This is a genomic window from Tardibacter chloracetimidivorans (assembly GCF_001890385.1).
Classification (GTDB): Bacteria; Pseudomonadota; Alphaproteobacteria; order Sphingomonadales; family Sphingomonadaceae; genus Tardibacter; species Tardibacter chloracetimidivorans.
Window position 1 is genome coordinate 3,166,702 of the sequence record NZ_CP018221.1, and the last position, 21,958, is coordinate 3,188,659.

Below are 21,958 nucleotides of genomic sequence, written 5' to 3' on the forward strand. Positions count from 1 at the left end.
GCCGCTCCGTTCCCGATCCCCCACATTGGAGTGGGTCCTGACCTAAGGAGGGAAGCGAGATGAAATATCTCCACACGATGGTCCGTGTGTCCGATGTCGAGGAAAGCCTCGGATTCTACAATCTGCTGGGGCTGAGGGAGATACGTCGGCACGACAATGAAAAGGGCCGCTTCACGCTGGTCTACCTTGCAGCGCCCGGCAACCAGGACGCGCAGCTGGAACTGACCTGGAACTGGGACGAGAAGGGCTATGACGGCGGCCGCAATTTTGGCCACATCGCCTATCGCGTCGACAATATCTACGAGACGTGCCAGCGCCTGATGGATGCGGGCGTCACGATCAACCGCCCGCCGCGCGACGGCCACATGGCCTTCGTCCGCTCGCCAGACGGCATTTCGATCGAACTGTTGCAGGAGGGTTGCCTCGAGGCGGCCGAACCCTGGGCGTCGATGCCCAATACGGGAACATGGTGATGGCTGTGGAAATCGCCCAGTTGCCGGTCCTGTCGGACAATTACATCTATCTGGTGCATGATCCGGAGAGCAGACGGACGGCGGTGGTCGATCCTGCCGTGGGGCCGCCGGTATTGGCCGAGGCGGCGCGGCGCGGCTGGCAGATCACCGATATATGGAACACCCACTGGCATCCCGATCACACCGGCGCGAACCTTGAGATCAAGGAAGCGACCGGCGCGTCCATCACCGGCCCCGCCGCTGAAAGGGGCAAGATTCCCGGCATCGACCGGACCGTGAAGGAGGGGGATCAGGTGACGCTCGGCAGCGTCGACGCGCGGGTGATCGAGGTTCCCGCCCACACCGCCGGGCACATCGCCTATCACCTCGCCGACGATGACGCGCTGTTCTGCGGAGACACGCTGTTCGCAATGGGATGCGGGCGGCTGTTCGAGGGCACGCCGCAGCAGATGTGGGCCAATTTCGAAAAGCTGATGGCGCTGCCCGATGCGACGCAGGTCTATTGCGCGCATGAATATACCCAGTCCAACGGCCGCTTCGCATTGACCGTTGAGCCGGAGAATGCGGTTCTGGCGGAACGGATGAGGTCCGTCGACGCGGCGCGCGAACAGGGGCTGCCGACGATCCCGACCAGCATCGGGCTTGAGCGGGCGACCAACCCCTTCACCCGCGCGGGTTCGGTGGAAGAGTTTGCGCGGCGACGGCTCGCAAAGGACAGCTTCAAGGGTTAAACTATGATCCGGCCGGACAGGGGCGGCATTGTTCGCAGGAGAAGGAAATGCACCGCCTCATTTCATGCGCCGCAGCGCTTGCCGTCCTGACGCTCACCGCCGCCGGCGAGCCGCCGACCCGCACGCCCAGGGCGGAAGCCGCGCTTCAAAAGGCGCTTGCCGGACGGACGCCGGGCAAGCCGGAAAGCTGCGTCTCCCTGTCGGAGCTTGGCAGCCAGCGCATCATCGATCGCTATACGATCTTGTTCGAAGGACACGGCGGGCGGATCTGGCGAAACGATCTGCCGCATGGCTGTCCGGGCCTTGCTCCCGGCCGCGCGATCCTGACCAAGCCGACGCTCACCCGCCATTGTCGCGGGGACATATTCCAGGTCATCGATCCGCCCGCCCATATGACCATGGGCGCGTGCGGCTTTGGCGACTTTGTTCCCTACACCAAACCAAAGCCCTGATCGGATGGGGCCGCGCCCGGCGCGGCCCCTCATTCGGACTACTCGGCCTTCGGAGCCGCCGCGCTTGCGTTTTCGGGCAGTCCGCCAAGCTGCTGCACCAGCTTGGTGTAGGCGTCCAGATAAGCGAGCACCAGCACCTGGCCGATGTCGGTGTTCTGATATCCGCCGCCGCCGACAGCCGCAAAGCCACCGCCGAAGAAGCCGCCGCCGCCTGCGCCGAACGACAGGTCCGATTTGCGGGCATAGCCTTCGGTCAGCCGCTCCTGCTCGGTCGTGCGTGCGTTGACCAGAGTCAGCGTGACATTGGCTTCCTTCTTCTTGATGTTGATTCCGCCCGCGATCGCGCCAAAGCCGCCAAGGAAGCCCCGGCCAAGCCCGCCCAGCACGCCGCCAAGCGCGTTGCCGCCGGAGTTGCTGTTCTGCGTCACGATGTCCGGCACCACGAAATAGTCGGCCGCCTTCACCTGCGCCCGGCCGATGTTCGACCCGCGCTGCAATTCGCCCGAATCGGCAAGCGCGCGTTCGATGTTGCGGTTCGCCAGGCCCTTGCCGCGATCGACCAGCCCGAAGCAGCCCGATTTCATCACGAACACCTTGATGATCGCCTCGGGTGAGCCGAGGCCGATCTGCTGCCACCAGTTGGTGTCCGGTTCAACCACCGCGATCGTGCCCAACTTCTTGGTGCAGACGGGGATTTCCTGAACCCCCTTTTCCTGCGCCTTGCGTCCTGACGACTTGTCCGCAGCCAGAGCCGGGCTCGCCGCCAGTACCGCGCCTGAAACAACGCCCAAAGCCAAGTTACGAATATTTGACATCAGATTACTCCCCCGAAAACTGATGCGCTTTCATAGGCGATGCTTCATCCTTGTTCCACAAGGATTTGCCTCCTGGGTGTCCGGGCCGCCATGTGACCTTTAAGACGCACCGCCCGCCACTTTTGCGGCAGGTGCTTGATCGGGAAGTAGGAAGGCAGCATTTTCAAGAACAGCGGCCAGTGAAGCCGCCGGTAACGAGAGTAAAGCGGATGAGGAAATCTGTCTGGCTCGGCTGCGTTTCCGCCCTCTGCGCCATAGTTCCAGCGCAGGCTCAGGATCAGCAGTCTTCGTTCCCGCCCGCAACGCCTGAAAGCTCCGACGATACGGGCTATGACGCCGTGGACGCGATTGTCGTCACGGCGACCAAGCGGGCGCAATCGATTTCGGACGTGCCTATCGCGGTTTCGGCGGTCACGGCCGATCAGCTTCAGAACACGGGCGCGGTCGATATACGCGGTCTCAACCAGATATCGCCTTCGCTGCTGATTTCATCCACCAGTTCAGAGGCGGTCGGCGGGGTGGCGCGCATTCGCGGGATCGGGACGGTCGGCGACAATCCCGGCCTTGAATCGTCGGTCGCCACCTTCATCGACGGCGTTTATCGCAGCCGGTCCGGAGTCGCTCTCTCCGAACTCGGCGAGGTGGAACGCATAGAGGTGCTGCGCGGACCACAGGGCACGCTCTTCGGCCGCAATACCAGCGCGGGGCTGATCAACATCATCACACGCAAGCCGGAATATGAGGCGCTCGGCAATGCCGAGCTGACCTATGGCAATTACGACTATTGGCGCGCGGCCGCCGGCGTGACCGGGCCGTTCGGCACGTCGCAGACCCTCGCCTACCGGCTGGATGGCGTCTACACCAAGCGCGACGGCTTTCTGAGGGACGTCATCTCCGGCCGCCGCTTCAACGATCGCGACCGCTGGCTGGCGCGCGGGCAATTGCTGTTCGAGCCGACCAGCGATCTCTCCGTCCGGCTGATCGCCGATTACGCCAAGCGCAACGAGGATTGCTGCGCGGCGGTGATTCAGCCCGCCAGCGACACTGTGAATGTCGGCGGAGCCATCGTCACACAGCCCAGTTCCGTCCTTGCGCTCCAGCGGGCGCTTGGCGGCGTGGTGTTGCAGGACCCATATGACCGGCAGGTCTCGGTCACCCCCGATCTCGGTTATCGGTCCGATGTGCGCGACTGGGGCGTGTCGGGCGAGCTGAACTGGGATTTCGGCTGGGCCGAGCTGACCTCCATCACCGCCTGGCGCGATTGGGAATCAAAGCGGGGGCAGGACCCTGATTTCTCCAATCTCGATCTGCTGCGCCGCACCGCCTACAACCAGCGGTTCAAGACCTTCACCCAGGAACTGCGGTTGCAGGGGCGGGCGCTGGACAACCGGCTCGACTGGCTGGTGGGGGCCTATTATTCCAACGAGACGCTGCGCCTGACCGACGATCTGGGCTTCGGCAACGACTATGGCCTGTTCCAGTCGTGCCAGGTGGTCGGCCAAGCCGCCGCCCGCCTTAGCATTCCAGCGTCGGTCGCCCTGCAACCGGCAGCCCCCGGCTGTCTCAACCCCGCGCTTGGCGGCGCGGTCGGGCCTGCCCTTGGCGCGTCCGCACCGGCGTTGCTCGGTGGCCTCGCCCGGCTCTACGGAATCGCGGATGTCGGTGTCACCGGCGACCGCCTGCGGCAGAAGAGCGAGAATTTCGCCTTCTTCACGCATAATGTCTTCAACGTCACCGATCGGCTGGCGGTCACCGTCGGCGCGCGCTGGACGCACGACAAGAAGAAGCTCGACGCGACCTTTCTGTCCGACAATTCGGCGTGCGATGCGCAGCGCGCCGCACTGGCCGGCGTGCGGGACAATCCGGCCGCGACGCCGCTTGCCCGCGAGCTTGCGGGCGATCTCATCACCCTTTCCTGCCTGTCGAATATCGGCACCACCGTGGATGGCGACTATAGCGACAGCCAGAGCGACAATGAATGGAGCGGCACGCTGGTCCTCAGCTACAAGCCGGTGGACGCGCTTTTGACCTACGCCAGCTATTCAAAGGGATATAAGGCGGGCGGTTACAATCTCGACCGGTCGGGGCTGAACCCCGACAGCATCAGCGTGGCCGACCTTCGTTTCGCGCCGGAGAAGGTCGACGCCTATGAGCTTGGGCTGAAGCTCGACCTCCGCCGGTTCCGTTTGAGCGCCGCGCTTTTCTATCAGAAGTTCGAACAGTTCCAGCTCAACACCTTCAACGGCATCAGTTTCGTCGTGGAGAATGTGCAGTCCTGCAAGGAGGCGCTCACCCCTGTGGCAGGGGTATCGCCCAATCTCGGGAGTTGTTCGGGCGGGACGCGGCCGGGCGTCATCTCCAAGGGGATTGAGCTTGAGGCGGGGCTGTTCCCGACGGACGATGTGGCGGTGACGGCGGGCTTCACCCATGCCGACACCGAATACCGCTCCCGGCTGGTGGGCAGCGGCGGGCGGCCGCTTCCCGATGCGCTGGCGCTGCTGCCGGGGCAGCAGCTTTCGAACGCGCCCGAATATGTCGTCACCACCGGCTTCACCTATACGCCCGAAATCAACGCAATGGGCATGCGCGCGCTGTTCCACGCCGACATGCGCTACATGTCCGATTTCGACACCGGGTCCGACCTCTTCCCCGAAAAGCGGCAGGACAGCGTGACCACGCTCAACGCCCGCATCGGACTCACCGGCCCGGGCAAGGTGTGGAGCCTGGAGTTCTGGGGCCAGAATCTGCTCAATGTCGATTACACCCAGACCATCGCCAATGCGCCGGGCCAGGGCACGGGATCGGCCGGTCTGGTGCAAAGGGGCTATGCGGATTCCGCGACCCAGATGTTCATCAACTTCCCGGCGGAACCGCGCACCTATGGCGTGACCGTCCGCACCACCTTCTGAGCCTTTCGGGGGCCGCGTCACATATAGCCGTGGTCGCCCAGCCCTTCGAACGGGGTCCACTCCTCGGCCTTGGGCAGGGGCGCGAACATCGCGTCGATCATCGCGTCGCTCACGTCTTCGGGGCGCGCCGGCTTCCACACCGGCGCATTGTCTTTTTCGATCAGCAGCGCGCGCACGCCCTCGATGAAATCATGGCTGGCCGCCATGTGCGCCGCGATCGCATATTCAAGCCGCATCTCGTCGGTGAAGTCGCGTTGCTCGGCGCCATGGGCGAGCAGCCGCAGCGCCACCTTGCATGAGGTGGGCGATTTCGCGCCGATCGTGCGCAATTCCTTTTCCGCCCATTCCGACCCGTCCTCCTCCAGCGCGGCCAGAATGTCCTCCAGCCGGTCGCTCGCGAACAGCCGGGCGATGTGGGGGCGATTGCGTTCGATCCGGGCGGGGGGCGCCACCACGTCGCTCGTCCGCAGGAGCTGGTCGATGTAATGCGGCTGGCTGGCGATGGCGGCCTTTACGCCGGAAAGCGCGTTCGACGGCAGATAGTGGCTCGCCAGCCCCAGGTCGAGGCATTCCGCCCCGTCCAGCCGGGCGGTGGTCAGCGCCATGAACTGCCCCACCCGGTCGGGCAGGCGCGACAGATACCAGCCCGCACCCACATCGGGGAACAGGCCGATCGTCGCCTCGGGCATTGCGAACACGGTGTTTTCGGTCGCGATCCGATAGCGGCAGGGCAGGGCAACTCCAACGCCGCCGCCCATGGTGATTCCGTCCATGAACACGGCGATCGGCTTGGGATAGCCGAACATCAGATGGTTCATGCGATATTCGGCGTGGAAGAATCGCCGCGTCGCGTCGGGTCCATGCTCCACCGCCGTCCGGACATCGCCGCCGGCGCAAAAGCCGCGTCCCTCGCCATGGTCCACGATCACCGCCTCCACCGCGGGGTCGGTGCGCCATTCGAGCAGGGCGGCGCTGATCGCCTCGCACATCTCCAGCGTCAGCGCGTTGATCGCGCGCGGTCGCGTCAGCGTGATATGGCCCACACGCCCATGGGCGCGAATTGTCACGTCGGCCGTCATCATTCCCCCCTTGCGGCGCTGTGAGGCCAGGGTGCTGACCCTAGGCGCGCACCGCCTTGGCGATGCCGTCCAGCAAACCGTTCACGAATCCCGCCTCGCGCTTTTCGTAGAATGCCTTGGCGACGTCGACATATTCCGAGATGATCGTTCCGGTCCGCACATCGGGCCGCGCGATCAGTTCATAGGCGCCGCAGCGCAGGATCTGCCGCATCGGTTTGTCCAGCCGCTCGATCGTCCAACCGGCGGCGAGCTTCGACACGATCTGCGCGTCGATTTCCGTGCGCCGCGCGTCAACCCCCGTCACCAGATCGTCGAAAAACGCGACTTCGGCATCGTGATATTGCTCGTCCTCGATTTCCGCGCCCAGCCTGTGGTTGTGGAATTCGGTGAGGAGGACGGGAAGCTTCGTCGCCTCCATCTCCTGCTGGTAGAGCGCCTGCACGGCGGCCAGCCGCGCGGCGGACCGCGATGCGGCCCGGTTGGGCTTTGCCGTCGCCGTCACTGGCCGAAGCGTTCCCTGAGCGCCATCATCGCCAATGCCGCGCGCGCGGCGTCGCCGCCCTTGTCCTTTTCCGATTTGCGGGCGCGCACCCATGCCTGGGCTTCGTTCTCGACGGTCAAAATGCCGTTGCCCACGGCAAGTCCATCCATCGTCAGCGCCATCAGCCCACGGGCGCTTTCATTTGACACGATCTCGAAATGATAGGTTTCGCCGCGAATGACGACCCCCAGCGCGACGAACGCATCATAGCGGCCCGTCTCCGCCGCCATGGCGACCGCCCCCGGTACCTCCAGCGCGCCCGGCACGGTCGCGATTTCCACGCTGTGGCCCGCATCCTCGAGGACGGCGCGCGCGCCCTCGATCAGCGCGTCGTTCAGCGCGTCATAATAGCGCGCCTCGACGATCAGTATCCTCGCCATCAGGCTTCCGGCTCGCTGATCGGACGTTCGCCGACGATGTTGAGGCCATAGCCCTCCAGTCCGACCAGCGTGTGGTGCGAGTTGGTGAGCAGCACCATCTCGTGCACGTCGAGATCGGTCAAAATCTGCGCGCCGATGCCGTAATCGCGCAGTTCATCCATGTCCTGCGCGCTGCCGCCGTCGGCCTTCAGGATGCGGCTGAGTTGCCCCGGCCCGGCCCGGTTGATGACCACGACGACGCCGGTGCCCTCTTCGGCGATAAGGCGCATCGACTGCTCAAGCAACCGCGCGCGCGGCGTCACGGCCCCGAACATGTCGCTCAAGGGCGACATCACATGCATGCGGACCAGCGTTGGCTTGCCAGGGTCGATCCGGCCCTTGACCAGCGCCAGATTTTCCCCGCCCGACGCCTTGTTGGTGAACGACTTCGCCACCCAGTCACCGCCGAATTCGCTCTTGAACGGCAGTTCGGCCACGCATTCGACAAGATGGTCGTAGCGGCGGCGATAGGCGATCAGGTCGCGGATCGTCCCGATCTTCAGATTGTGAAGCTGCGCGAAGGCGACCAGATCGTCCATCCGCGCCATGGTGCCGTCGTCCTTCATGATCTCGCAGATCACGCCGGAAGGGTTGAGGCCGGCCAGCCGCGCCACGTCCACCGCCGCTTCCGTATGGCCCGCGCGGACAAGGACGCCGCCCTCGCGCGCGACCAGCGGAAACACATGGCCCGGCGTCACGATATGCTCGCGGTCTTTCGACGAATCGATAGCGACGGAGATCGTCCGGGCGCGATCGGCGGCCGAAATGCCGGTCGTCACGCCGTCGCGCGCCTCGATCGATACGGTGAAGGCGGTTTCGTGCCGCGTGCCGTTGTTGCGGCTCATCAGGTCCAGCCCAAGCTGGTCCACGCGCGACTTGTTGAGCGCAAGGCAGATCAGGCCGCGACCATGCTTGGCCATGAAGTTGATCGCGTCGGGAGTCGCCATCTGCGCGGGGATGACGAGATCGCCTTCGTTCTCGCGATCCTCGTCGTCCACCAGAATGAACATGCGGCCGTTCTTGGCCTCGTCGATGATTTCCTCGACGCTCGACAAAAACGCCTTTTTCATTTGCTGTTCCTCAGCGACTGCATGCGCCCAAGATAGCGGGCGATCACATCTATTTCGAGATTGACCTCGCGACCGGGCTCCAGCGTTTCAAAGCTGGTCACCTGCGCGGTATGCGGAATGACGTTGATGCCAAACCGCACGCCGCCGCCGGGCAGGTCGTCCACCGTATTCATCGTCAGGGAAACCCCGTCGACCGCGATTGACCCCTTGGGCGCCAGAAACGGTGCAAGCTCGGCCCCGGCCTCGATCTCTACGCGCTGCGAATCACCCTCTGGCGCGACGGCGGCGATTCTGCCGACGCCGTCGACATGGCCGGTGACGATGTGGCCGCCAAGTTCGTCGCCCACTTTCAGCGCGCGCTCAAGGTTCAGCCGCCGTCCGACGGTCCACTGGCCCTGAGCGGTGCGGCGCACGGTTTCGGTCGAAACATCGACGGCAAACCAGCCCTCATCCTTGTCCACCACCGTCAGGCATACGCCCGAACAGGCGATCGACGCGCCCAGATCGACGCCAGCCATGTCATAGGCGGCGCGCACCCGCACGCGCAGGTCGCCGCGCTGCTCGATGGCGTCGATCGTGCCGACATCGGTGATGATTCCCGTGAACATGCGAGATGCCCTAGCGCGTGCGAAGGTAGACGTCGAGGGAGTCGGCGTCGAACCTTCGCTGATCCGTCATGCGCCATCGCCCGTGCGCCGCCGACAGGTCGGCAAGGCCGATGTCGCCCAGCGCAGGCCTGCCCCCGCCGATCAATATGGGGGCGCTGTAAAGCAGCAGCCGGTCCACCAGATCGGCGGCGAGGAACGCGGCTGCGGTGGCGGCCCCGCCTTCCACCAGCAGATGGTCGACCTTGTCCAGCGCGGCGATGTCGCCGGGGGACTTGAGGCTCTCCCAGCCGTTCGCCGCCTTGCCGCCGGTCAGCACCGCGCGCCGGGGGGATCGGTCCTCAAGCCCGGTCAGCCGGACGTCCAGCTTCGGCGCGTCGGCCTCCAGCGTGCCGCGCCCCACCAGGATCATCTCTGCGCGCGCGCGCTCCAGATGGGCATGGGCGCGCGCCGCGTCCCCGGTGATCCACCGGCTCCGGCCATCGGCCATGGCGATGCACCCGTCGAGCGATGTCGCAAGCTTGAGCGTCACATGCGGACGGCCCAGCCGCTGGCGGGTGAAGAAACCCGCCATCATCGCTTCGGCCTCGTCGGCCCTTGTCCCTTCAATGACGCTGATGCCGGCCGCGCGCAGCCGCTCCGCGCCTTTGCCGTCGGTGCGCGGGTCGGGATCGCCAGCGCCGATCACCACACGCGCGGGACGCGCCGCCGTCAGCAGGTCGGCGCAGGCGGGGCCGCGCGCGCTTTCATGGGCGCAGGGTTCCAGCGTGACATATACCGTCGCGCCTTTTGCGGCGACGCCCGCCTGTTCCAGCGCCATGGCCTCGGCATGGGGGCGTCCTCCGGGCGCGGTCCAGCCGCGTCCGACGACCCGGCCGTCGCGCACGATAACGCAGCCCACATTGGGGTTGGGTGCTGTCCTGCCACGGCCGCGCGCCGACAGGGCGAGCGCCGAACCCATCCAGCGGCGGTCGGTGTCGGCGATGCCCCCCCCGCCGGTCATTCGATGCCCAGCGACTTGCCCAGCTTCTGATATTGACGGCGGCGCTCTTCTTCCTGCTGCCTTTGCACCGCCTGGTCGCGCCGCTGCCGCGCTGCGATTTCGGCCTCGCTGCGGTTGGCGCGCCAGTTCTCGACATAGATGATCTGCTCGCCCGGCCCGAGCTTCCGGAAATCGCTGTCGAGCAGGAAGCCGAACAGGACGGCAAAGGTCATGGCGAAGGCCAGCGCCAGAAACAGCCAGCGTCGCCGGTCCATGTTGCTGAACATGGATTTGAGATCGCCCGCAGCGTCGCGAAAGGCCGGTTGCGGAAACGCGGCGCGCTTCGGCCGGCGGGGCGCGGCCATGGGCGTCAGTGGCATTGGTGGGCGCGGTTCGTCCATCGATGCTAGATAGGGACTATTGCCGCCCGCCGCCAGATGCGCGGCCATATTCGGCGGTTTGGGCCTGTTCCCGTCCGATGTGCTGTTCTCCGCGAAGCGCGGCGCGCTCCACCTGTCGCTGGCGTTCGGCGAAGCGCGCCTTGCTCTCCTCGTCGCGCTCTTCATGGCAGGCGGGACAGGTCACGCCTTCCACATAAAGCGGGGACAAGCGGTCCGCCGGGCTCACCGGCATGCGGCATCCGTGGCACAGCGCGTGGCTGCCGGGGGCAAGGCCGTGGCCCAGCGCCACCCGCTGATCGAAGACGAAGCATTCGCCTTCCCAGAGGCTTTCTTCCGGGGGCACCCTCTCCAGATATTTGAGGATGCCGCCTTTCAGGTGATAGACCTCCTCGACGCCGCGCGCCTTGACGAAGGCGGTGGCCTTTTCGCAGCGGATTCCGCCGGTGCAGAACATCGCGATGCGCGGCGGCTTGTCGCCAAAGCCCGATGAAAGCCTGTCGAACCAGTCAGGAAAGTCCCTGAACGATGCGGTCTGGGGATTGATGGCGCCGCTGAAGGTGCCGATATCCACTTCATAATCGTTGCGGGTGTCGATCACCACCACGTCCGGCGCGCCGATCAGCGCGTTCCAGTCCTCCGGGTCGACATAGGCCCCCGTGTCGCGCGCCGGGTCAATGCCGGGCACGCCCATGGTGACGATCTCCCTCTTCAGCCGCACCTTCATGCGGAAGAAGGGCATTTCGGCAGCGTCCGATTCCTTCACGTCAAGAGCGGCGCAGCCGGACAGGGCGCGGATATGGGCAAGCACCCGGTCCACGCCTTCGCGCGTTCCGGCGATGGTGCCGTTGATCCCCTCGGGCGCAAGCAGCAGTGTACCTTTGGTCCCGGCCTCCCGGCAGACGGCTTCCAGCGGCGCGCGCAGCGCCGCATGATCGTCAAAGCTCGCAAAGCGATAGAGCGCGGCGACCACCACCGGCAATGCATGGGTCATCAGATGCCGCCGTCCACCGGATGCCAGCCATGCGCCTTCAGCCCTTCCATCAGCGCCGTCGCGCAAAGGTTCAGCTGGTGCGGGTCGGTGGACCGGATGACGAAGTTCGCGCCGACGCCGCCGTCCCGGAAAAAGGGATAGCTGCCGATCTGGCATCCCTCGTGCGCCCGTTCCACCTTCAGCAGCAGTTCGGCCACCTCGCTTTCGGCGACGCTGCAGCCGATGGTGTGCGACAGCATCGGCCTGCCGCCTTCCAGCGTGCCGCTCAGCGCGTCCATCATGTTGAGCGCGATTCGCGGCACGCCTGCCAGCACGAAAACGTTTCCCATGCGGATGCCGGGCGCGCCCGATGTCGCGTTCTCGATCAGCTCGGCGCCTTTCGGCACCCGCGCCATGCGCAGCCGGCCCTCGTTCAGCCCGCCCCGGCTTTCGTAATAATCGGCGAGGATCGCCCTCGCGCGGGGGTGGATGACGACGGGCACGCCAAACGCCTGCGCAACGGCGTCCACCGTGATGTCGTCATGGGTCGGCCCGATTCCGCCGGTCGTGAACACATAGTCATGGGCAGACCTGAGCGCGTTCACCGCACTCACGATCTGGTCCATCAGGTCCGCGACGATCCGCACCTCGGCCAGGCGGACGCCCTGCACGTTCAGCCATTTCGCGCTGTTGGCGATATTGGCGTCCTGCGTCCTGCCGGACAGTATCTCGTCGCCGATCACGACAAGCCCTGCTGTCCAGATGCGCTCACTCACTCGCCATGACTCCCGAAAGCGGCTCTTCGCTCGCAAAAATGATCCTGCGTTGCTATATGCGCATTTATGACCAGTTACACCATCGTAGAGGCGGCGGAAGACGCCGAAATCGCGGGCAGCGCGATCAAGCTCCATGGGCCGGACGGCTTTGCCGGCATGCACACGGCCGGGCGGCTCGCCGCCGAGGTGCTCGACATGCTCGCGCCGCATGTCGTCCCCGGCGTCACCACGGACGAGCTGAACCGGCTCGCCCATGACATGATCGTCGCGGCAGGGGCAGCGCCTGCGCCGCTCAACTATCGGGGCTTTCCCAAATCGATCTGCACGTCGATCAACCATGTCGTCTGCCACGGCATTCCGGGGCCGAAAACGCTGAAATCGGGCGACATCGTCAATATCGACGTCACCACCGTCGTCGACGGCTGGCACGGCGACACCAGCCGCATGTTCCTTGTGGGCGACGTTCCGCTGAAGGCGCGCAAGCTGGTGGACGTCACCTATGAGGCGATGATGCTCGGCATCGAGCAGGCGCGCCCCGGCAACACCATGGGCGACGTCGGCCATGCCATCCAGAGCCATGCGGAAAAGCACCGCTACGGCGTGGTGCGCGATTTCTGCGGGCACGGGCTTGGCCGCGTGTTCCACGATGCGCCCAATGTCGTCCATGTCGGGCGTCCCGGCGCGGGCATCGTGCTGAAGCCCGGCATGTTCTTCACCATAGAGCCGATGATCAACGGCGGCCGTCCCGATGTGAAGGTGCTGGACGACGGCTGGACGGCGGTGACCCGCGACCGGTCGCTGTCCGCGCAGTTCGAGCATTCGATCGGCATCACCGAGACCGGCTGCGAGATTTTCACCGCAAGCCCCAAGGGCCTCAACGCGCCGCCCTATCTCTAGATTTTCTGCAGCGTGACCTGCGCGACGTCGATCCCGCCGCCGCGAAAGCCGCCTTCGCAATACATCAGATAATATCGCCACAGCCGGTGGAAATGCGCGTCGAAGCCGGGCGGCAGGCGCGCTTCGGAGACCGCCGCGTCGAATCGCTCCCGCCAGCGGCGCAGCGTTTCGGCATAGTGCGCGGCATAGCCCTTGCGGTCCTCCCACGACAGGCCGTGCCCCTCGGCGATGGCGCGAAAGCGCCGCTCCGAAATCAGCAGGCCGCCGGGAAAGATATAGGTCTGGATGAAGTCGGCGTTGCGCGCATAGCCTTCAAAGATCGCCTCGTCGATCGAGATGAACTGCACCGCAGCCTTTCCGCCGGGCCTCAGCACGCGCGCGACCGCTCCCAGAAAGTCGGGCCAATATTCCTGCCCTACCGCTTCCACCATTTCGACACTCGCGATCGCATCGAACCGGCCGTCGACGTCCCGATAGTCGGTGAGGCTGAACGTCACCCGGTCGGCAAGGCCCGCCCGCTCCACCCGGGCGCGGGCATGGGCAAGCTGTTCTTCCGACAGGGTGATGCTGGTCACCTGCGCGCCATATTGGCGCGCTGCGGTTTCGGCCAGATAGCCCCAGCCGCTGCCGATCTCCAGCAGCCGGTCGCCCGGCTTCAGGTCCAGCCGGTCCAGCAGCAGGCGCACCTTTCGGGCCTGCGCCTGCTCCAGCGGCTCGGCGGCGGAGACGGGTTCGGCGAAGACGGCGCTTGAATAGGTCAGCGTCTCGTCCAGCCAGGCCTGGTAGAAGTCATTCCCGAGATCGTAATGGAAATTGATGTTGCGCCGCGCGCCCGTGCGGGTGTTCGCCTGAAACGTCCTCACCAGCCGGTTGAACAGCCGGTTCGGCCCCGACGCGCGGCCCGCCTCGCCCAGGCTGATGCGATTGACCATGAACAGCTCGAACAGCGCCACCGGATCGGGGCTTTCCCACTCGCCTTCCATCCAGGCGCGGAACCAGCCGACCGAGCCGCTCACCGCCAGCCTGACGAGCGCGCGCCAGCTGTTGAGCGCGACCGTCGCGTCCGGCCCCGGCTTCCGCCCGCCGAGCGTCCGTTCGCTCCCGTCCGGCAGGCGGAGCCGGATGGAGCCTTGCTCCAGCCCGGAGTCGATACGGTCGAGCAGCCGCGCCGCGCCGCGTCCGATGATGCGCGACACCAGCCCGCCGCCCGTGGAAAAGCGCCTGTCGGCGGTCAGCAGATGTCGTCCGCGCGGCGGCGGATAGATGGTGGTCATGGCGTTTCGGATATTGGGCGCGCGGCTCAGCTTTTTCCAGACTTTACCGCATCAAGCGCCGCCAGAGCCCGTGCCCGCGCTTCGGCATGGCCGATGAGCGGTTCGGGATAGCCCGCGGGCGGCGAGGGGGCCGTCCATGGCTCATGGATATGGGCGTCATCCAGATCGCTGAGTTCGGGCACCCATTCGCGGATATAGTCCGCCGCGTTGAACTTCGCGCTTTGCGAGAGCGGGGCCATGATGCGGTAAAAGGGTGCGGAATCCACGCCGGTCCCCGCCACCCATTGCCAGTTCATGCTGTTGTTGCCGTAATCGGCGTCGACCAGCGTGCCCCAGAACCAGCGCGCGCCGTGCTGCCAGTCGATCAGCAGATGCTTGATGAGGAAGCTGGCGGCGATCATCCGCACGCGATTGTGCATCCAGCCCGTCGCCCAGAGCTGCCGCATTCCCGCATCGATGATCGGATAGCCGGTACGGCCTCGCGTCCATGCCTCGAAATCGGCCTTGCCCGATCGGGCGTTGATCGACCGCCAGGAAAAGCCGTCGAACTGCTCGCGCCCGTTTTCCTCGCCCAGCCGTGGAAATTGCTGCACCTGGCCAAGCGCAAAATCCCGCCATGCCAGTTCGCGCAGGAAAGGCCCGGCTCTGGCGTGCGCCTGTTTTGACGCCATGTGCCACACCGTGGCCGGCGAGATTTCGCCGAAGTGGAGGTGCGGCGAAAGCCGGGACGTGCCCTCGACCGACGGCAGGTTGCGCGTGGCGTCATAATCGGCGACTTCGGGTAGGAAGTGCCTGAGCGCGGCCTTCGCGCCTTCCTCGCCCGGGGTCCACACGTCAAAGCCCTTTGCCCAGTCGGGGCGCCTGGGCAGCAGTTTCCAGTCGGCGAGCGCCTCTCCGCGCGGCGGCTTCGGCAACGGCTTCAGGCTTTGCGGCGCGGCCTCGGGCTTGTGCGGCGGCATCTGGTCCAGCAGCGCCCGCCAGAAAGGCGTGAAGACGCGATAGCTCGCCCCGGTGCGGCTTGTGACCTGTTCCGGCGGGGCAAGCGTTGCGCCATGGTGCAGCACAAGCTCCACCGATTTCGCGAGCCGGGCCTCGGCGCGCCGCCACCAGGGTTCATGATGCTGCACGGCATGGACGCGGCGAATGCCGGTTTCCCGCGCCAGTTCCGCAAGAACCTCGTCGCATTTTCCGCGCAGCAAAAGCAGCGGTGCGCCCTTGTCCTCCAACGCCGCCGACAGGCCTTTCAGGCTGTGGTGCAGCCACCACCGTTGCGCAGCACCAATGCGCCAGTCGCCGGGCGTCTCATCGTCCAGCACATAGACGGGAAGCACCGGGCCATCGGCCGCGACAGCGCGCACGGCGGGCTGGTCGAACAGCCGCAGGTCTTGCCGGAACCAGAGGATGGAGCCTGCCGCCACGCCGCAAGCCCGTGTGGCCTAAAGCTCGGGATGTCCCCCCGGCGTCACCTTCCACGTCTGCCCCTTGGCGAGCAGCGCGTTGAGATCGGCCGTCTTGCCCTTGGCGGCTTCCAGATTCTGCGTGACGACGGCGCTTTCAAAGGTCGGTGCGGGGTCGCAATAGATGACGCCGAGCGCGATCGGGAATGCCGGATAGGGCATGTCGATCAGCATCTGCGCGACGCCCTTGTTCGTCTCGTCATGGACGATGACGCCGGCCGCTTCCCAATTGCCGTCCACAACCTCGACCACTTCCAGCTTCAGCCGCTCGCGGTCCAGCGTCAGGCCCTTCGCGCCATTGTCGAACAGCATCGGCTTGCCGTTTTCCACCCAGATCTGGTTGGCGGGCGCGGCCTTCTTCTCGGTGAAGCTTTCGAACACCGCATCGTTATAGACGATGCAGTTCTGGTAGATTTCGACAAAGCTCGCGCCCTTGTTGGCGTGCGCGCGCTTCAGCACTTCGGGAAGGTTCTTGTGCGTGTCGATGCCGCGCGCGACGAACCGCCCGCCCGAACCGAGCGCGAAGGCGCAGGGGCTGGTGGGCCGGTCCACCGATCCGAACGGGGTCGACGGCGATTTGGTGCCCACCCGGCTGGTGGGTGAATACTGGCCCTTGGTCAGCCCGTAGATCTCGTTGTTGAACAGCAGCACCTGGCAATCCAGGTTGCGCCGCAAAAGGTGCAGCATATGATTGCCGCCGATCGACAGGCCGTCGCCGTCGCCGGTCACCAGCCACACGTCCAGTTCGGGGTTGGCGAGCTTCACCCCCGTCGCCACCGCCGGCGCGCGGCCGTGGATAGTGTGGAAGCCATAGGTCGCCATGTAATAGGGAAATCGGCTCGAGCAGCCGATGCCGCTCACGAACACCGTCTTCGCGGGGTCGGCCCCGATTTCCGGCATGGTGCGCTGCACCGCCTTCAGGATCGCATAGTCGCCGCAGCCGGGGCACCAGCGCACTTCCTGGTCGGAAGCGAAATCAGCGGCGGTGAGCTTGGTCATCTCGTTCATATCATCATTCCCGTTCGTCCCGAGCGAAGTCCAGGGACGTTCCCGCGCGTGTCTCGACTCGGCTCGACACGAACGGGTCCGACTATCCTACCCCAGGGCCTCCTCGATGGCGGCTTCGATCTCGCCGATCCGGAACGGTTGGCCCGACACCTTGTTGAGCGGCCGCGCATCCACCAGATACTGGTCACGCAGCACCGTCTTGAGCTGTCCGGTGTTCATTTCCGGCACGATCACCTTTTCATAGCTCTTCAGCAGCGCGCCAAGGTTCTTCGGCAGCGGCCAGACATGGCGGATGTGGATATGGCTGACGTCGCGGCCCTTCGCCCGCTGGCGGCGCACCGCCTGATGGATCGGCCCGAAGGTCGATCCCCAGCCCACGATCGCCAGCCTGCCGCTGGTGTCGCCAAGGCACACATCCTGCTCGGGCACATGGTCGGCGATGCCGTCCACCTTCGCCTTGCGGATGTCGGTCATCGCCTGGTGGTTGGCGGGGCCATAGTCGAGGTTGCCGGTGCCGATCTGCTTTTCGATGCCGCCGATGCGGTGCATCAGTCCGGGCGTGCCGGGCTTGATCCACGGCCGCGCCAGCTTTTCGTCGCGGGCATAGGGCAGCAGAGGCTCGCCTTCGGGCGGAAGCTCGTCATGGAACTTCACCGGAAAGGGCGCATAGCCCGCCATGTCGGGCACGGCCCATGGCTCGGCGGCGTTGGCGATATAGCCGTCGGTCAGCAGCATCACCGGGGTCATGAACTGCACCGCGATTCGGCACGCCTCGATCGCGGCGTCGAATGCGTCGACGGGCGACCGTGCTGCGATCACCGGCATCGGCGTATCGCCGTTGCGGCCGTAGACCGCCTGGTACAGATCCGATTGCTCGGTCTTGGTCGGAAGGCCGGTGGAAGGCCCGCCGCGCTGCGAGTTGACGATGACGAGCGGAAGCTCGGTCATCACAGCAAGGCCCATCGCCTCGCCTTTCAGCGCGATGCCCGGCCCCGACGATGAGGTGACGCCAAGCTGGCCCGCATAGGATGCGCCGATCGCCGATGCGATGGCCGCGATCTCGTCTTCAGCCTGAAAGGTCGTGACGCCGAATTCCTTCAGCCGCGAAAGCTGGTGCAGGATGGCGGATGCCGGGGTGATCGGATAGCCGCCGAAGAACAGCGGCAATCCGGCAAGCTGCGCGCCCGCGACAAGGCCCAGCGAAATCGATTCCGCGCCCGTCACGGTGCGGTAGAGGCCGGGCGCTGCAGGCGCGGGATTGACGTGATACTGCTTCATCGGGCCGCCGATCTCGGCGGTCTCGCCATAGGCATGGCCCGCGTTCAGCGCGGCGATATTGGCGTCGGCGACGGTCGGGTTTTTTGCGAACTTCGCCTTCAGCCAGTCGATCAGCGGCTGGCGGTCGCGGTCGAACATCCAAAGCGCCAGCCCCAGCGTCCACATGTTCTTGCTGCGCAGCGCTTCCTTGTTGCCAAGGCCGAAGGGCTTCACCGCATCAAGCGTAAGCTGGCTGATGTTGAACGCGACGAGCTGCCATTTGGCGAGGCTGCCGTCCTCAAGCGGGTTTTCCGTATAGCCCGCCTTGGCGAGGTTGCGCGCCGTAAACTCGCCCGAATCGGCGATGATAAGGCCGCCCGGCTTCAGCGCGCCGACATTGGTCTTGAGCGCGGCCGGGTTCATCGCGATCAGCACGTCCGGCTCGTCGCCTGCCGTCTCGATGTCGCTGGACCCGAAATTGATCTGAAAGGCGGAAACGCCGAAGGTCGTGCCCTGCGGCGCCCGGATTTCTGCCGGGAAATCGGGAAAGGTCGCAAGGTCGTTTCCGGTCAGCGCGGTCGACAGGGTGAACTGGCCACCCGTCAACTGCATGCCGTCGCCGCTGTCGCCCGCAAAACGCACCACCACCGCTTCGACATTCGTCGCGCCGCCCTGGCTTGCTTCTTCAATCGTCTTGGCCAAAGTCGCCATGGTCACCCCGGAGATTCCTTAGTGTGCATTCCCTACGCCTTCGGCGCAGGCGGCACAAAGTAGAAAAATTGCGGCCCGCTAAGGACAGGCCATGCGCCCGGCTTCTCATATGGGGCGCGCGGCGGCCTTGATAAAGGGGGCGGTCCCGACCTACAGCGCCCGCGGCGCAACTGTGAAAAGGCCTTGGGTCATGAGCGAGCTTCCCTATCGTCCCGGTGTCGGCGTGATGCTGCTCAACCGCCAGCGCCATGTCTTCGTCGGTCAGCGGATCGACAGCACGGCCGAGGCCTGGCAGATGCCCCAGGGCGGTATCGACAAGGGCGAGGAGCCCCGCGCCACCGCGCTTCGCGAGATGGAGGAGGAAACCGGAATCGCCCCCCGGCTGGTGGAGATCGTCACCGAAACGCCCGGCTGGCTGACCTACGACCTGCCCGAGGATCTGGTCGGAAAGCTCTGGAAGGGGCGGTATCGTGGCCAGCGGCAGAAATGGTATCTCGCGCGCTTTCTGGGTGCCGATTCCGACGTCAACCTCGCCACTTCGCACCCCGAGTTCCGCGCCTGGAAATGGGCGAGCGCGCAGGAGCTTCCCCATATGATCGTGCCGTTCAAGCGGCGGCTTTACGCCGACATCGTGGAGGCATTCGGCGACTGGCTGAAATAACGCGCGATCATCGCCGAAATCGGCCCATCCCGTCTTGACCCTCGCCGCCCCAGCGTTCACCAATACCCCGATGACCGAAGAAACGATCAACAGCCTGATTCCCTATGACGAGATCGTGCAGGATGCGCTGCGCGCCGTCATCGGCCGTGTGCTTGGCGAGGTGGAGGCCGCTGGCGGCCTGCCCGGCGGCCATCATTTCTACATCACCTTCCGCACCCGCGCGCCCGGCGTGAACATTCCCGGCCACCTGCTGGAACGCTTCCCCGAGGAAATGACCATCGTCATCCAGAACCGCTATTGGGATCTGAGCGTGAGCGAGGACCGGTTCGAGGTGGGGCTGTCGTTCAATCAGGTGCCGGCAAAGCTCAGCATCCCCTATGCGGCGGTGACGTCCTTCGTCGATCCGGCGGTCAATTTCGCGCTCCAGTTCCAGGTGCAGGGCGCCGAGCTTGATCTGGACGAAAGCGAAACCGCCGAAAACGACGGACTGCCGCCCGCATCGCCGCCCGACGACGGCTCCAACGTCGTGGCGATCGATTTCAAGCGGAAGAAGTGAGCCGCACCCGGAAGGAAACGGACAGCTTCGGGCCGATCGACGTACCGGCCACCGCCTATTGGGGCGCGCAGACCCAGCGATCCATCCGCAATTTCCCTATAGGGGGGGAGCGCATGCCGCTTCCGCTCGTCCATGCGCTCGGGCTGGTGAAGCTGTGCGCTGCACGGGTGAACGCCCGCAACGGCGGTCTGGATGAAGTGACGGCCAACGCCATCGTAACTGCGGCCGGGGAAGTGGCGGAAGGAAAGCACGACGACCAGTTCCCGCTTGTCGTCTGGCAGACCGGCTCGGGCACGCAGACCAACATGAACGCCAATGAGGTGATCGCCGGGCGCGCCAATGAGCTGCTCACCGGCACGCGCGGCGGCAAGAGCCCGGTCCATCCCAACGACCATGTCAACATGGGCCAGTCGTCGAACGACAGCTTCCCCACCGCAATGCACATCGCCGCCGCGCGCGAGGTGACCGGCAGTCTGGTGCCGGCGCTTCGCCATCTGCACGGCCTGCTCGCCGCCCATGCCGCCGGCTGGGACGATATCGTCAAGATCGGCCGCACCCATTTGCAGGACGCGACGCCGCTGACATTGGGGCAGGAATTTTCCGGCTATGCCCGCCAGCTGGAAGATGGAATCGCGCGGGTGGAGGCGGTCCTCCCCCGGCTCTGTCGGCTGGCGCAGGGCGGCACTGCGGTGGGGACCGGGCTCAACGCGCCTCCGGGCTTTGCCGAAGATTTCGCCGCCGAGGCAGCGACCGCCACCGGCCTTCCTTTTGCGACCGCGCCCAACAAGTTCGAGGCGCTCGCCACCCATGACACGATGGTGGAGCTTTCGGGCGCGCTCAACGTGCTTGCCGTCAGCCTCACCAAGATTGCCAACGACCTGCGGCTGCTCGGCTCCGGCCCGCGCTGCGGCCTTGGCGAACTGCGCCTGCCCGAAAACGAGCCGGGCAGCTCGATCATGCCCGGCAAGGTCAACCCCACCCAGTGCGAGGCGCTGACGATGGTGGCGGCACAGGTCATGGGCAATCACATGGCCGTGACGGTGGGCGGGCTTCAGGGCCATCTGGAACTGAACGTCTTCAAGCCGCTGATCGCCTATAATGTGCTGCAATCCATCCGCCTGCTGTCCGACGCGGCGATGAGCTTTGCCGATCGCGCGGTTGCGGGGCTTGAGCCCGACCGCGAACGGATCGCGGCACTTCTGGAACAGTCGCTGATGCTGGTCACCGCGCTTGCGCCGGAGCTTGGCTATGACAACGCCGCCAGCATTGCAAAGCACGCTCATGCCACGGGCAAGACCCTGCTGGAAGCGGGTCTGGAGCTTGGGCTTGTGGACGAGGAGACGTTTCGCCGCCTCGTTCGGCCGGAGGAAATGGTGAGGCGTCAGCCCAGGGGTTGAGGCTTTCGTTTCTCGATCTCGTCGATCACCCGCCCCGCCAGCTGCCGCAGCTTTTCTTCCTGACGGGCGGTGAGCGGCCCTCGCGCCACCACATCGATCGCGCAGAGCGCGCCGATCGGCGTTCCGTCCCGCAGGATCAGCGGCGCGCCCGCATAGAAGCGCAGGCCGTTCTCCGCTGTCACCAGCGGGTTGCCCCGGAACCGCTCGTCCCTGCTCGCGTCGGGCACGCACAGCAGATCATTGGGGTGCAGCATCGCGTGCGCGCAGAACGAGCAGGCGCGCGGCGTCTCGCTGATATCCAGCCCCACGCTTGCCAGAAACCACTGGCGATCCCGGTCGATCAGCGAGATCGCGGCCGTGGGCGTGCCCATCGCGCGCGCGGCTTCCGCCACGATCGCCTGAAACACCGGGCCGGGCGGGCTGCCGATGATTCCATAGCTGTCCAGCACGGCCTGTCGGCGCGTTTCGTCCTTCGGCCTTCGCGCGGGTGAGAAGAAGGTCAGTCCGGTCACTGGAT

The 21,958-nt window shown here is 65.6% G+C and carries 23 protein-coding genes; 8 read left to right on the forward strand and 15 right to left on the reverse strand.

Annotated features, from left to right (window positions below; genetic code table 11):
* The first annotated feature begins 59 nt into the window (after window positions 1-59).
* From BSL82_RS16450 to BSL82_RS16460, 3 genes are read left to right on the forward strand one after another with little or no spacing between them, the layout of a single operon-like run.
* Window positions 60-473 (forward strand): VOC family protein, encoded by a 414-nt coding sequence (locus BSL82_RS16450; RefSeq protein ID WP_072598337.1) that lies wholly within the window; start codon window positions 60-62, stop codon window positions 471-473.
* The gene (gloB, locus tag BSL82_RS16455) at window positions 473-1,204 is read left to right on the forward strand and encodes a hydroxyacylglutathione hydrolase (RefSeq protein WP_072598338.1); all 732 of its coding nucleotides are present in this window, start codon (window positions 473-475) and stop codon (window positions 1,202-1,204) included. The genes BSL82_RS16450 and gloB overlap by 1 nt, the downstream gene beginning before the upstream one ends.
* Before the next feature lie 47 nt (window positions 1,205-1,251).
* A complete protein-coding gene (locus tag BSL82_RS16460; protein ID WP_072598339.1) occupies window positions 1,252-1,656 on the forward strand; it encodes a hypothetical protein in 405 nt (134 codons plus the stop codon).
* Between the two features lie 38 nt (window positions 1,657-1,694).
* Here the strand turns inward: BSL82_RS16460 and BSL82_RS16465 are convergent, their stop codons facing one another.
* On the reverse strand, window positions 1,695-2,471 hold the full coding sequence (locus tag BSL82_RS16465) for a CsgG/HfaB family protein (protein ID WP_072598340.1): 777 nt from the start codon (window positions 2,469-2,471) through the stop codon (window positions 1,695-1,697).
* Window positions 2,472-2,680: 209 nt separating this feature from the next.
* On the opposite strand from BSL82_RS16465, the gene BSL82_RS16470 reads away from it, so the two are divergent.
* On the forward strand, window positions 2,681-5,380 hold the full coding sequence (locus BSL82_RS16470; protein ID WP_072598341.1) for a TonB-dependent receptor: 2,700 nt from the start codon (window positions 2,681-2,683) through the stop codon (window positions 5,378-5,380).
* Between the two features lie 17 nt (window positions 5,381-5,397).
* On the opposite strand, the gene BSL82_RS16475 is transcribed toward BSL82_RS16470, so the two are convergent.
* From BSL82_RS16475 to BSL82_RS16515, 9 genes are read right to left on the reverse strand one after another with little or no spacing between them, the layout of a single operon-like run.
* Window positions 5,398-6,459: an enoyl-CoA hydratase/isomerase family protein gene (locus BSL82_RS16475; RefSeq protein ID WP_072598851.1), complete on the reverse strand. Its 1,062-nt coding sequence runs from the start codon at window positions 6,457-6,459 to the stop codon at window positions 5,398-5,400.
* A 40-nt stretch (window positions 6,460-6,499) separates the two neighbouring features.
* Complete coding sequence (gene nusB / locus BSL82_RS16480; protein WP_072598342.1) at window positions 6,500-6,961, reverse strand: transcription antitermination factor NusB; 462 nt, start codon at window positions 6,959-6,961, stop codon at window positions 6,500-6,502.
* Window positions 6,958-7,380 (reverse strand): 6,7-dimethyl-8-ribityllumazine synthase, encoded by a 423-nt coding sequence (gene ribH / locus BSL82_RS16485; RefSeq protein WP_072598343.1) that lies wholly within the window; start codon window positions 7,378-7,380, stop codon window positions 6,958-6,960. Before ribH ends, nusB begins: the two co-directional genes overlap by 4 nt.
* Window positions 7,380-8,489 (reverse strand): 3,4-dihydroxy-2-butanone-4-phosphate synthase, encoded by a 1,110-nt coding sequence (gene ribB, locus BSL82_RS16490; RefSeq protein ID WP_072598344.1) that lies wholly within the window; start codon window positions 8,487-8,489, stop codon window positions 7,380-7,382. Before ribB ends, ribH begins: the two co-directional genes overlap by 1 nt.
* Window positions 8,486-9,097, reverse strand: a complete 612-nt coding sequence (locus BSL82_RS16495) for a riboflavin synthase (RefSeq protein WP_072598345.1) — start codon at window positions 9,095-9,097, stop codon at window positions 8,486-8,488. Before BSL82_RS16495 ends, ribB begins: the two co-directional genes overlap by 4 nt.
* A 10-nt stretch (window positions 9,098-9,107) precedes the next feature.
* Window positions 9,108-10,097 carry a bifunctional diaminohydroxyphosphoribosylaminopyrimidine deaminase/5-amino-6-(5-phosphoribosylamino)uracil reductase RibD gene (gene ribD / locus BSL82_RS16500; protein WP_418361260.1) on the reverse strand — a complete coding sequence of 330 codons (990 nt, stop codon included), beginning with the start codon at window positions 10,095-10,097 and terminating at the stop codon, window positions 9,108-9,110.
* Window positions 10,094-10,441: a hypothetical protein gene (locus tag BSL82_RS16505; RefSeq protein ID WP_158010985.1), complete on the reverse strand. Its 348-nt coding sequence runs from the start codon at window positions 10,439-10,441 to the stop codon at window positions 10,094-10,096. The genes ribD and BSL82_RS16505 overlap by 4 nt, the downstream gene beginning before the upstream one ends.
* A 52-nt stretch (window positions 10,442-10,493) precedes the next feature.
* A complete protein-coding gene (trhO, locus tag BSL82_RS16510) occupies window positions 10,494-11,468 on the reverse strand; it encodes an oxygen-dependent tRNA uridine(34) hydroxylase TrhO (RefSeq protein WP_072598347.1) in 975 nt (324 codons plus the stop codon).
* Window positions 11,468-12,223, reverse strand: coding sequence for a competence/damage-inducible protein A (locus tag BSL82_RS16515; RefSeq protein ID WP_072598348.1), 756 nt, complete (start codon window positions 12,221-12,223; stop codon window positions 11,468-11,470). Before BSL82_RS16515 ends, trhO begins: the two co-directional genes overlap by 1 nt.
* A 66-nt stretch (window positions 12,224-12,289) precedes the next feature.
* Between BSL82_RS16515 and map the strand changes: the two genes are divergently transcribed.
* A complete protein-coding gene (gene map, locus BSL82_RS16520; RefSeq protein WP_072598349.1) occupies window positions 12,290-13,120 on the forward strand; it encodes a type I methionyl aminopeptidase in 831 nt (276 codons plus the stop codon).
* Here the strand turns inward: map and BSL82_RS16525 are convergent.
* The 4 genes from BSL82_RS16525 to BSL82_RS16540 form a co-directional block, all read right to left on the reverse strand.
* Window positions 13,117-14,394 carry an SAM-dependent methyltransferase gene (locus BSL82_RS16525; protein WP_072598350.1) on the reverse strand — a complete coding sequence of 426 codons (1,278 nt, stop codon included), beginning with the start codon at window positions 14,392-14,394 and terminating at the stop codon, window positions 13,117-13,119. The two genes, map and BSL82_RS16525, sit on opposite strands and share 4 nt — an antisense overlap.
* A gap of 26 nt (window positions 14,395-14,420) precedes the next feature.
* Window positions 14,421-15,812 carry a cryptochrome/photolyase family protein gene (locus BSL82_RS16530; RefSeq protein WP_072598351.1) on the reverse strand — a complete coding sequence of 464 codons (1,392 nt, stop codon included), beginning with the start codon at window positions 15,810-15,812 and terminating at the stop codon, window positions 14,421-14,423.
* 18 nt (window positions 15,813-15,830) lie between these two features.
* Window positions 15,831-16,859 (reverse strand): 2-oxoacid:ferredoxin oxidoreductase subunit beta, encoded by a 1,029-nt coding sequence (locus BSL82_RS16535; RefSeq protein WP_072598352.1) that lies wholly within the window; start codon window positions 16,857-16,859, stop codon window positions 15,831-15,833.
* A gap of 87 nt (window positions 16,860-16,946) precedes the next feature.
* Window positions 16,947-18,827: a 2-oxoacid:acceptor oxidoreductase subunit alpha gene (locus BSL82_RS16540; RefSeq protein ID WP_072598353.1), complete on the reverse strand. Its 1,881-nt coding sequence runs from the start codon at window positions 18,825-18,827 to the stop codon at window positions 16,947-16,949.
* 190 nt (window positions 18,828-19,017) lie between these two features.
* Here BSL82_RS16540 and BSL82_RS16545 point away from each other — a divergent pair, with 190 nt between their 5' ends.
* From BSL82_RS16545 to fumC, 3 genes are all read left to right on the forward strand, one after another.
* On the forward strand, window positions 19,018-19,488 hold the full coding sequence (locus tag BSL82_RS16545; protein ID WP_072598354.1) for an RNA pyrophosphohydrolase: 471 nt from the start codon (window positions 19,018-19,020) through the stop codon (window positions 19,486-19,488).
* A gap of 70 nt (window positions 19,489-19,558) precedes the next feature.
* Window positions 19,559-20,044 (forward strand): SspB family protein, encoded by a 486-nt coding sequence (locus tag BSL82_RS16550; protein ID WP_072598853.1) that lies wholly within the window; start codon window positions 19,559-19,561, stop codon window positions 20,042-20,044.
* Window positions 20,041-21,441: a class II fumarate hydratase gene (gene fumC / locus BSL82_RS16555; protein WP_072598355.1), complete on the forward strand. Its 1,401-nt coding sequence runs from the start codon at window positions 20,041-20,043 to the stop codon at window positions 21,439-21,441. The genes BSL82_RS16550 and fumC overlap by 4 nt, the downstream gene beginning before the upstream one ends.
* Here fumC and BSL82_RS16560 read toward each other — a convergent pair.
* A complete protein-coding gene (locus BSL82_RS16560; protein ID WP_226998508.1) occupies window positions 21,426-21,953 on the reverse strand; it encodes a GAF domain-containing protein in 528 nt (175 codons plus the stop codon). The two genes, fumC and BSL82_RS16560, sit on opposite strands and share 16 nt — an antisense overlap.
* Window positions 21,954-21,958 lie beyond the last annotated feature (5 nt).

Bases quoted from the DNA above. Each gene is read 5' to 3' on its own strand.
- BSL82_RS16450 (WP_072598337.1), top strand. From the start codon at position 60: ATGAAATATCTCCACACGATGGTCCGTGTGTCCGATGTCGAGGAAAGC.
- gloB (WP_072598338.1), top strand. From the start codon at position 473: ATGGCTGTGGAAATCGCCCAGTTGCCGGTCCTGTCGGACAATTACATC.
- BSL82_RS16460 (WP_072598339.1), top strand. From the start codon at position 1,252: ATGCACCGCCTCATTTCATGCGCCGCAGCGCTTGCCGTCCTGACGCTC.
- BSL82_RS16465 (WP_072598340.1), bottom strand. From the start codon at position 2,471: ATGTCAAATATTCGTAACTTGGCTTTGGGCGTTGTTTCAGGCGCGGTA.
- BSL82_RS16470 (WP_072598341.1), top strand. From the start codon at position 2,681: ATGAGGAAATCTGTCTGGCTCGGCTGCGTTTCCGCCCTCTGCGCCATA.
- BSL82_RS16475 (WP_072598851.1), bottom strand. From the start codon at position 6,459: ATGACGGCCGACGTGACAATTCGCGCCCATGGGCGTGTGGGCCATATC.
- ribH (WP_072598343.1), bottom strand. From the start codon at position 7,380: ATGGCGAGGATACTGATCGTCGAGGCGCGCTATTATGACGCGCTGAAC.
- ribB (WP_072598344.1), bottom strand. From the start codon at position 8,489: ATGAAAAAGGCGTTTTTGTCGAGCGTCGAGGAAATCATCGACGAGGCC.
- BSL82_RS16495 (WP_072598345.1), bottom strand. From the start codon at position 9,097: ATGTTCACGGGAATCATCACCGATGTCGGCACGATCGACGCCATCGAG.
- ribD (WP_418361260.1), bottom strand. From the start codon at position 10,097: ATGACCGGCGGGGGGGGCATCGCCGACACCGACCGCCGCTGGATGGGT.
- BSL82_RS16505 (WP_158010985.1), bottom strand. From the start codon at position 10,441: ATGGCCGCGCCCCGCCGGCCGAAGCGCGCCGCGTTTCCGCAACCGGCC.
- trhO (WP_072598347.1), bottom strand. From the start codon at position 11,468: ATGACCCATGCATTGCCGGTGGTGGTCGCCGCGCTCTATCGCTTTGCG.
- map (WP_072598349.1), top strand. From the start codon at position 12,290: ATGACCAGTTACACCATCGTAGAGGCGGCGGAAGACGCCGAAATCGCG.
- BSL82_RS16525 (WP_072598350.1), bottom strand. From the start codon at position 14,394: ATGACCACCATCTATCCGCCGCCGCGCGGACGACATCTGCTGACCGCC.
- BSL82_RS16535 (WP_072598352.1), bottom strand. From the start codon at position 16,859: ATGAACGAGATGACCAAGCTCACCGCCGCTGATTTCGCTTCCGACCAG.
- BSL82_RS16540 (WP_072598353.1), bottom strand. From the start codon at position 18,827: ATGGCGACTTTGGCCAAGACGATTGAAGAAGCAAGCCAGGGCGGCGCG.
- BSL82_RS16545 (WP_072598354.1), top strand. From the start codon at position 19,018: ATGAGCGAGCTTCCCTATCGTCCCGGTGTCGGCGTGATGCTGCTCAAC.
- BSL82_RS16550 (WP_072598853.1), top strand. From the start codon at position 19,559: ATGACCGAAGAAACGATCAACAGCCTGATTCCCTATGACGAGATCGTG.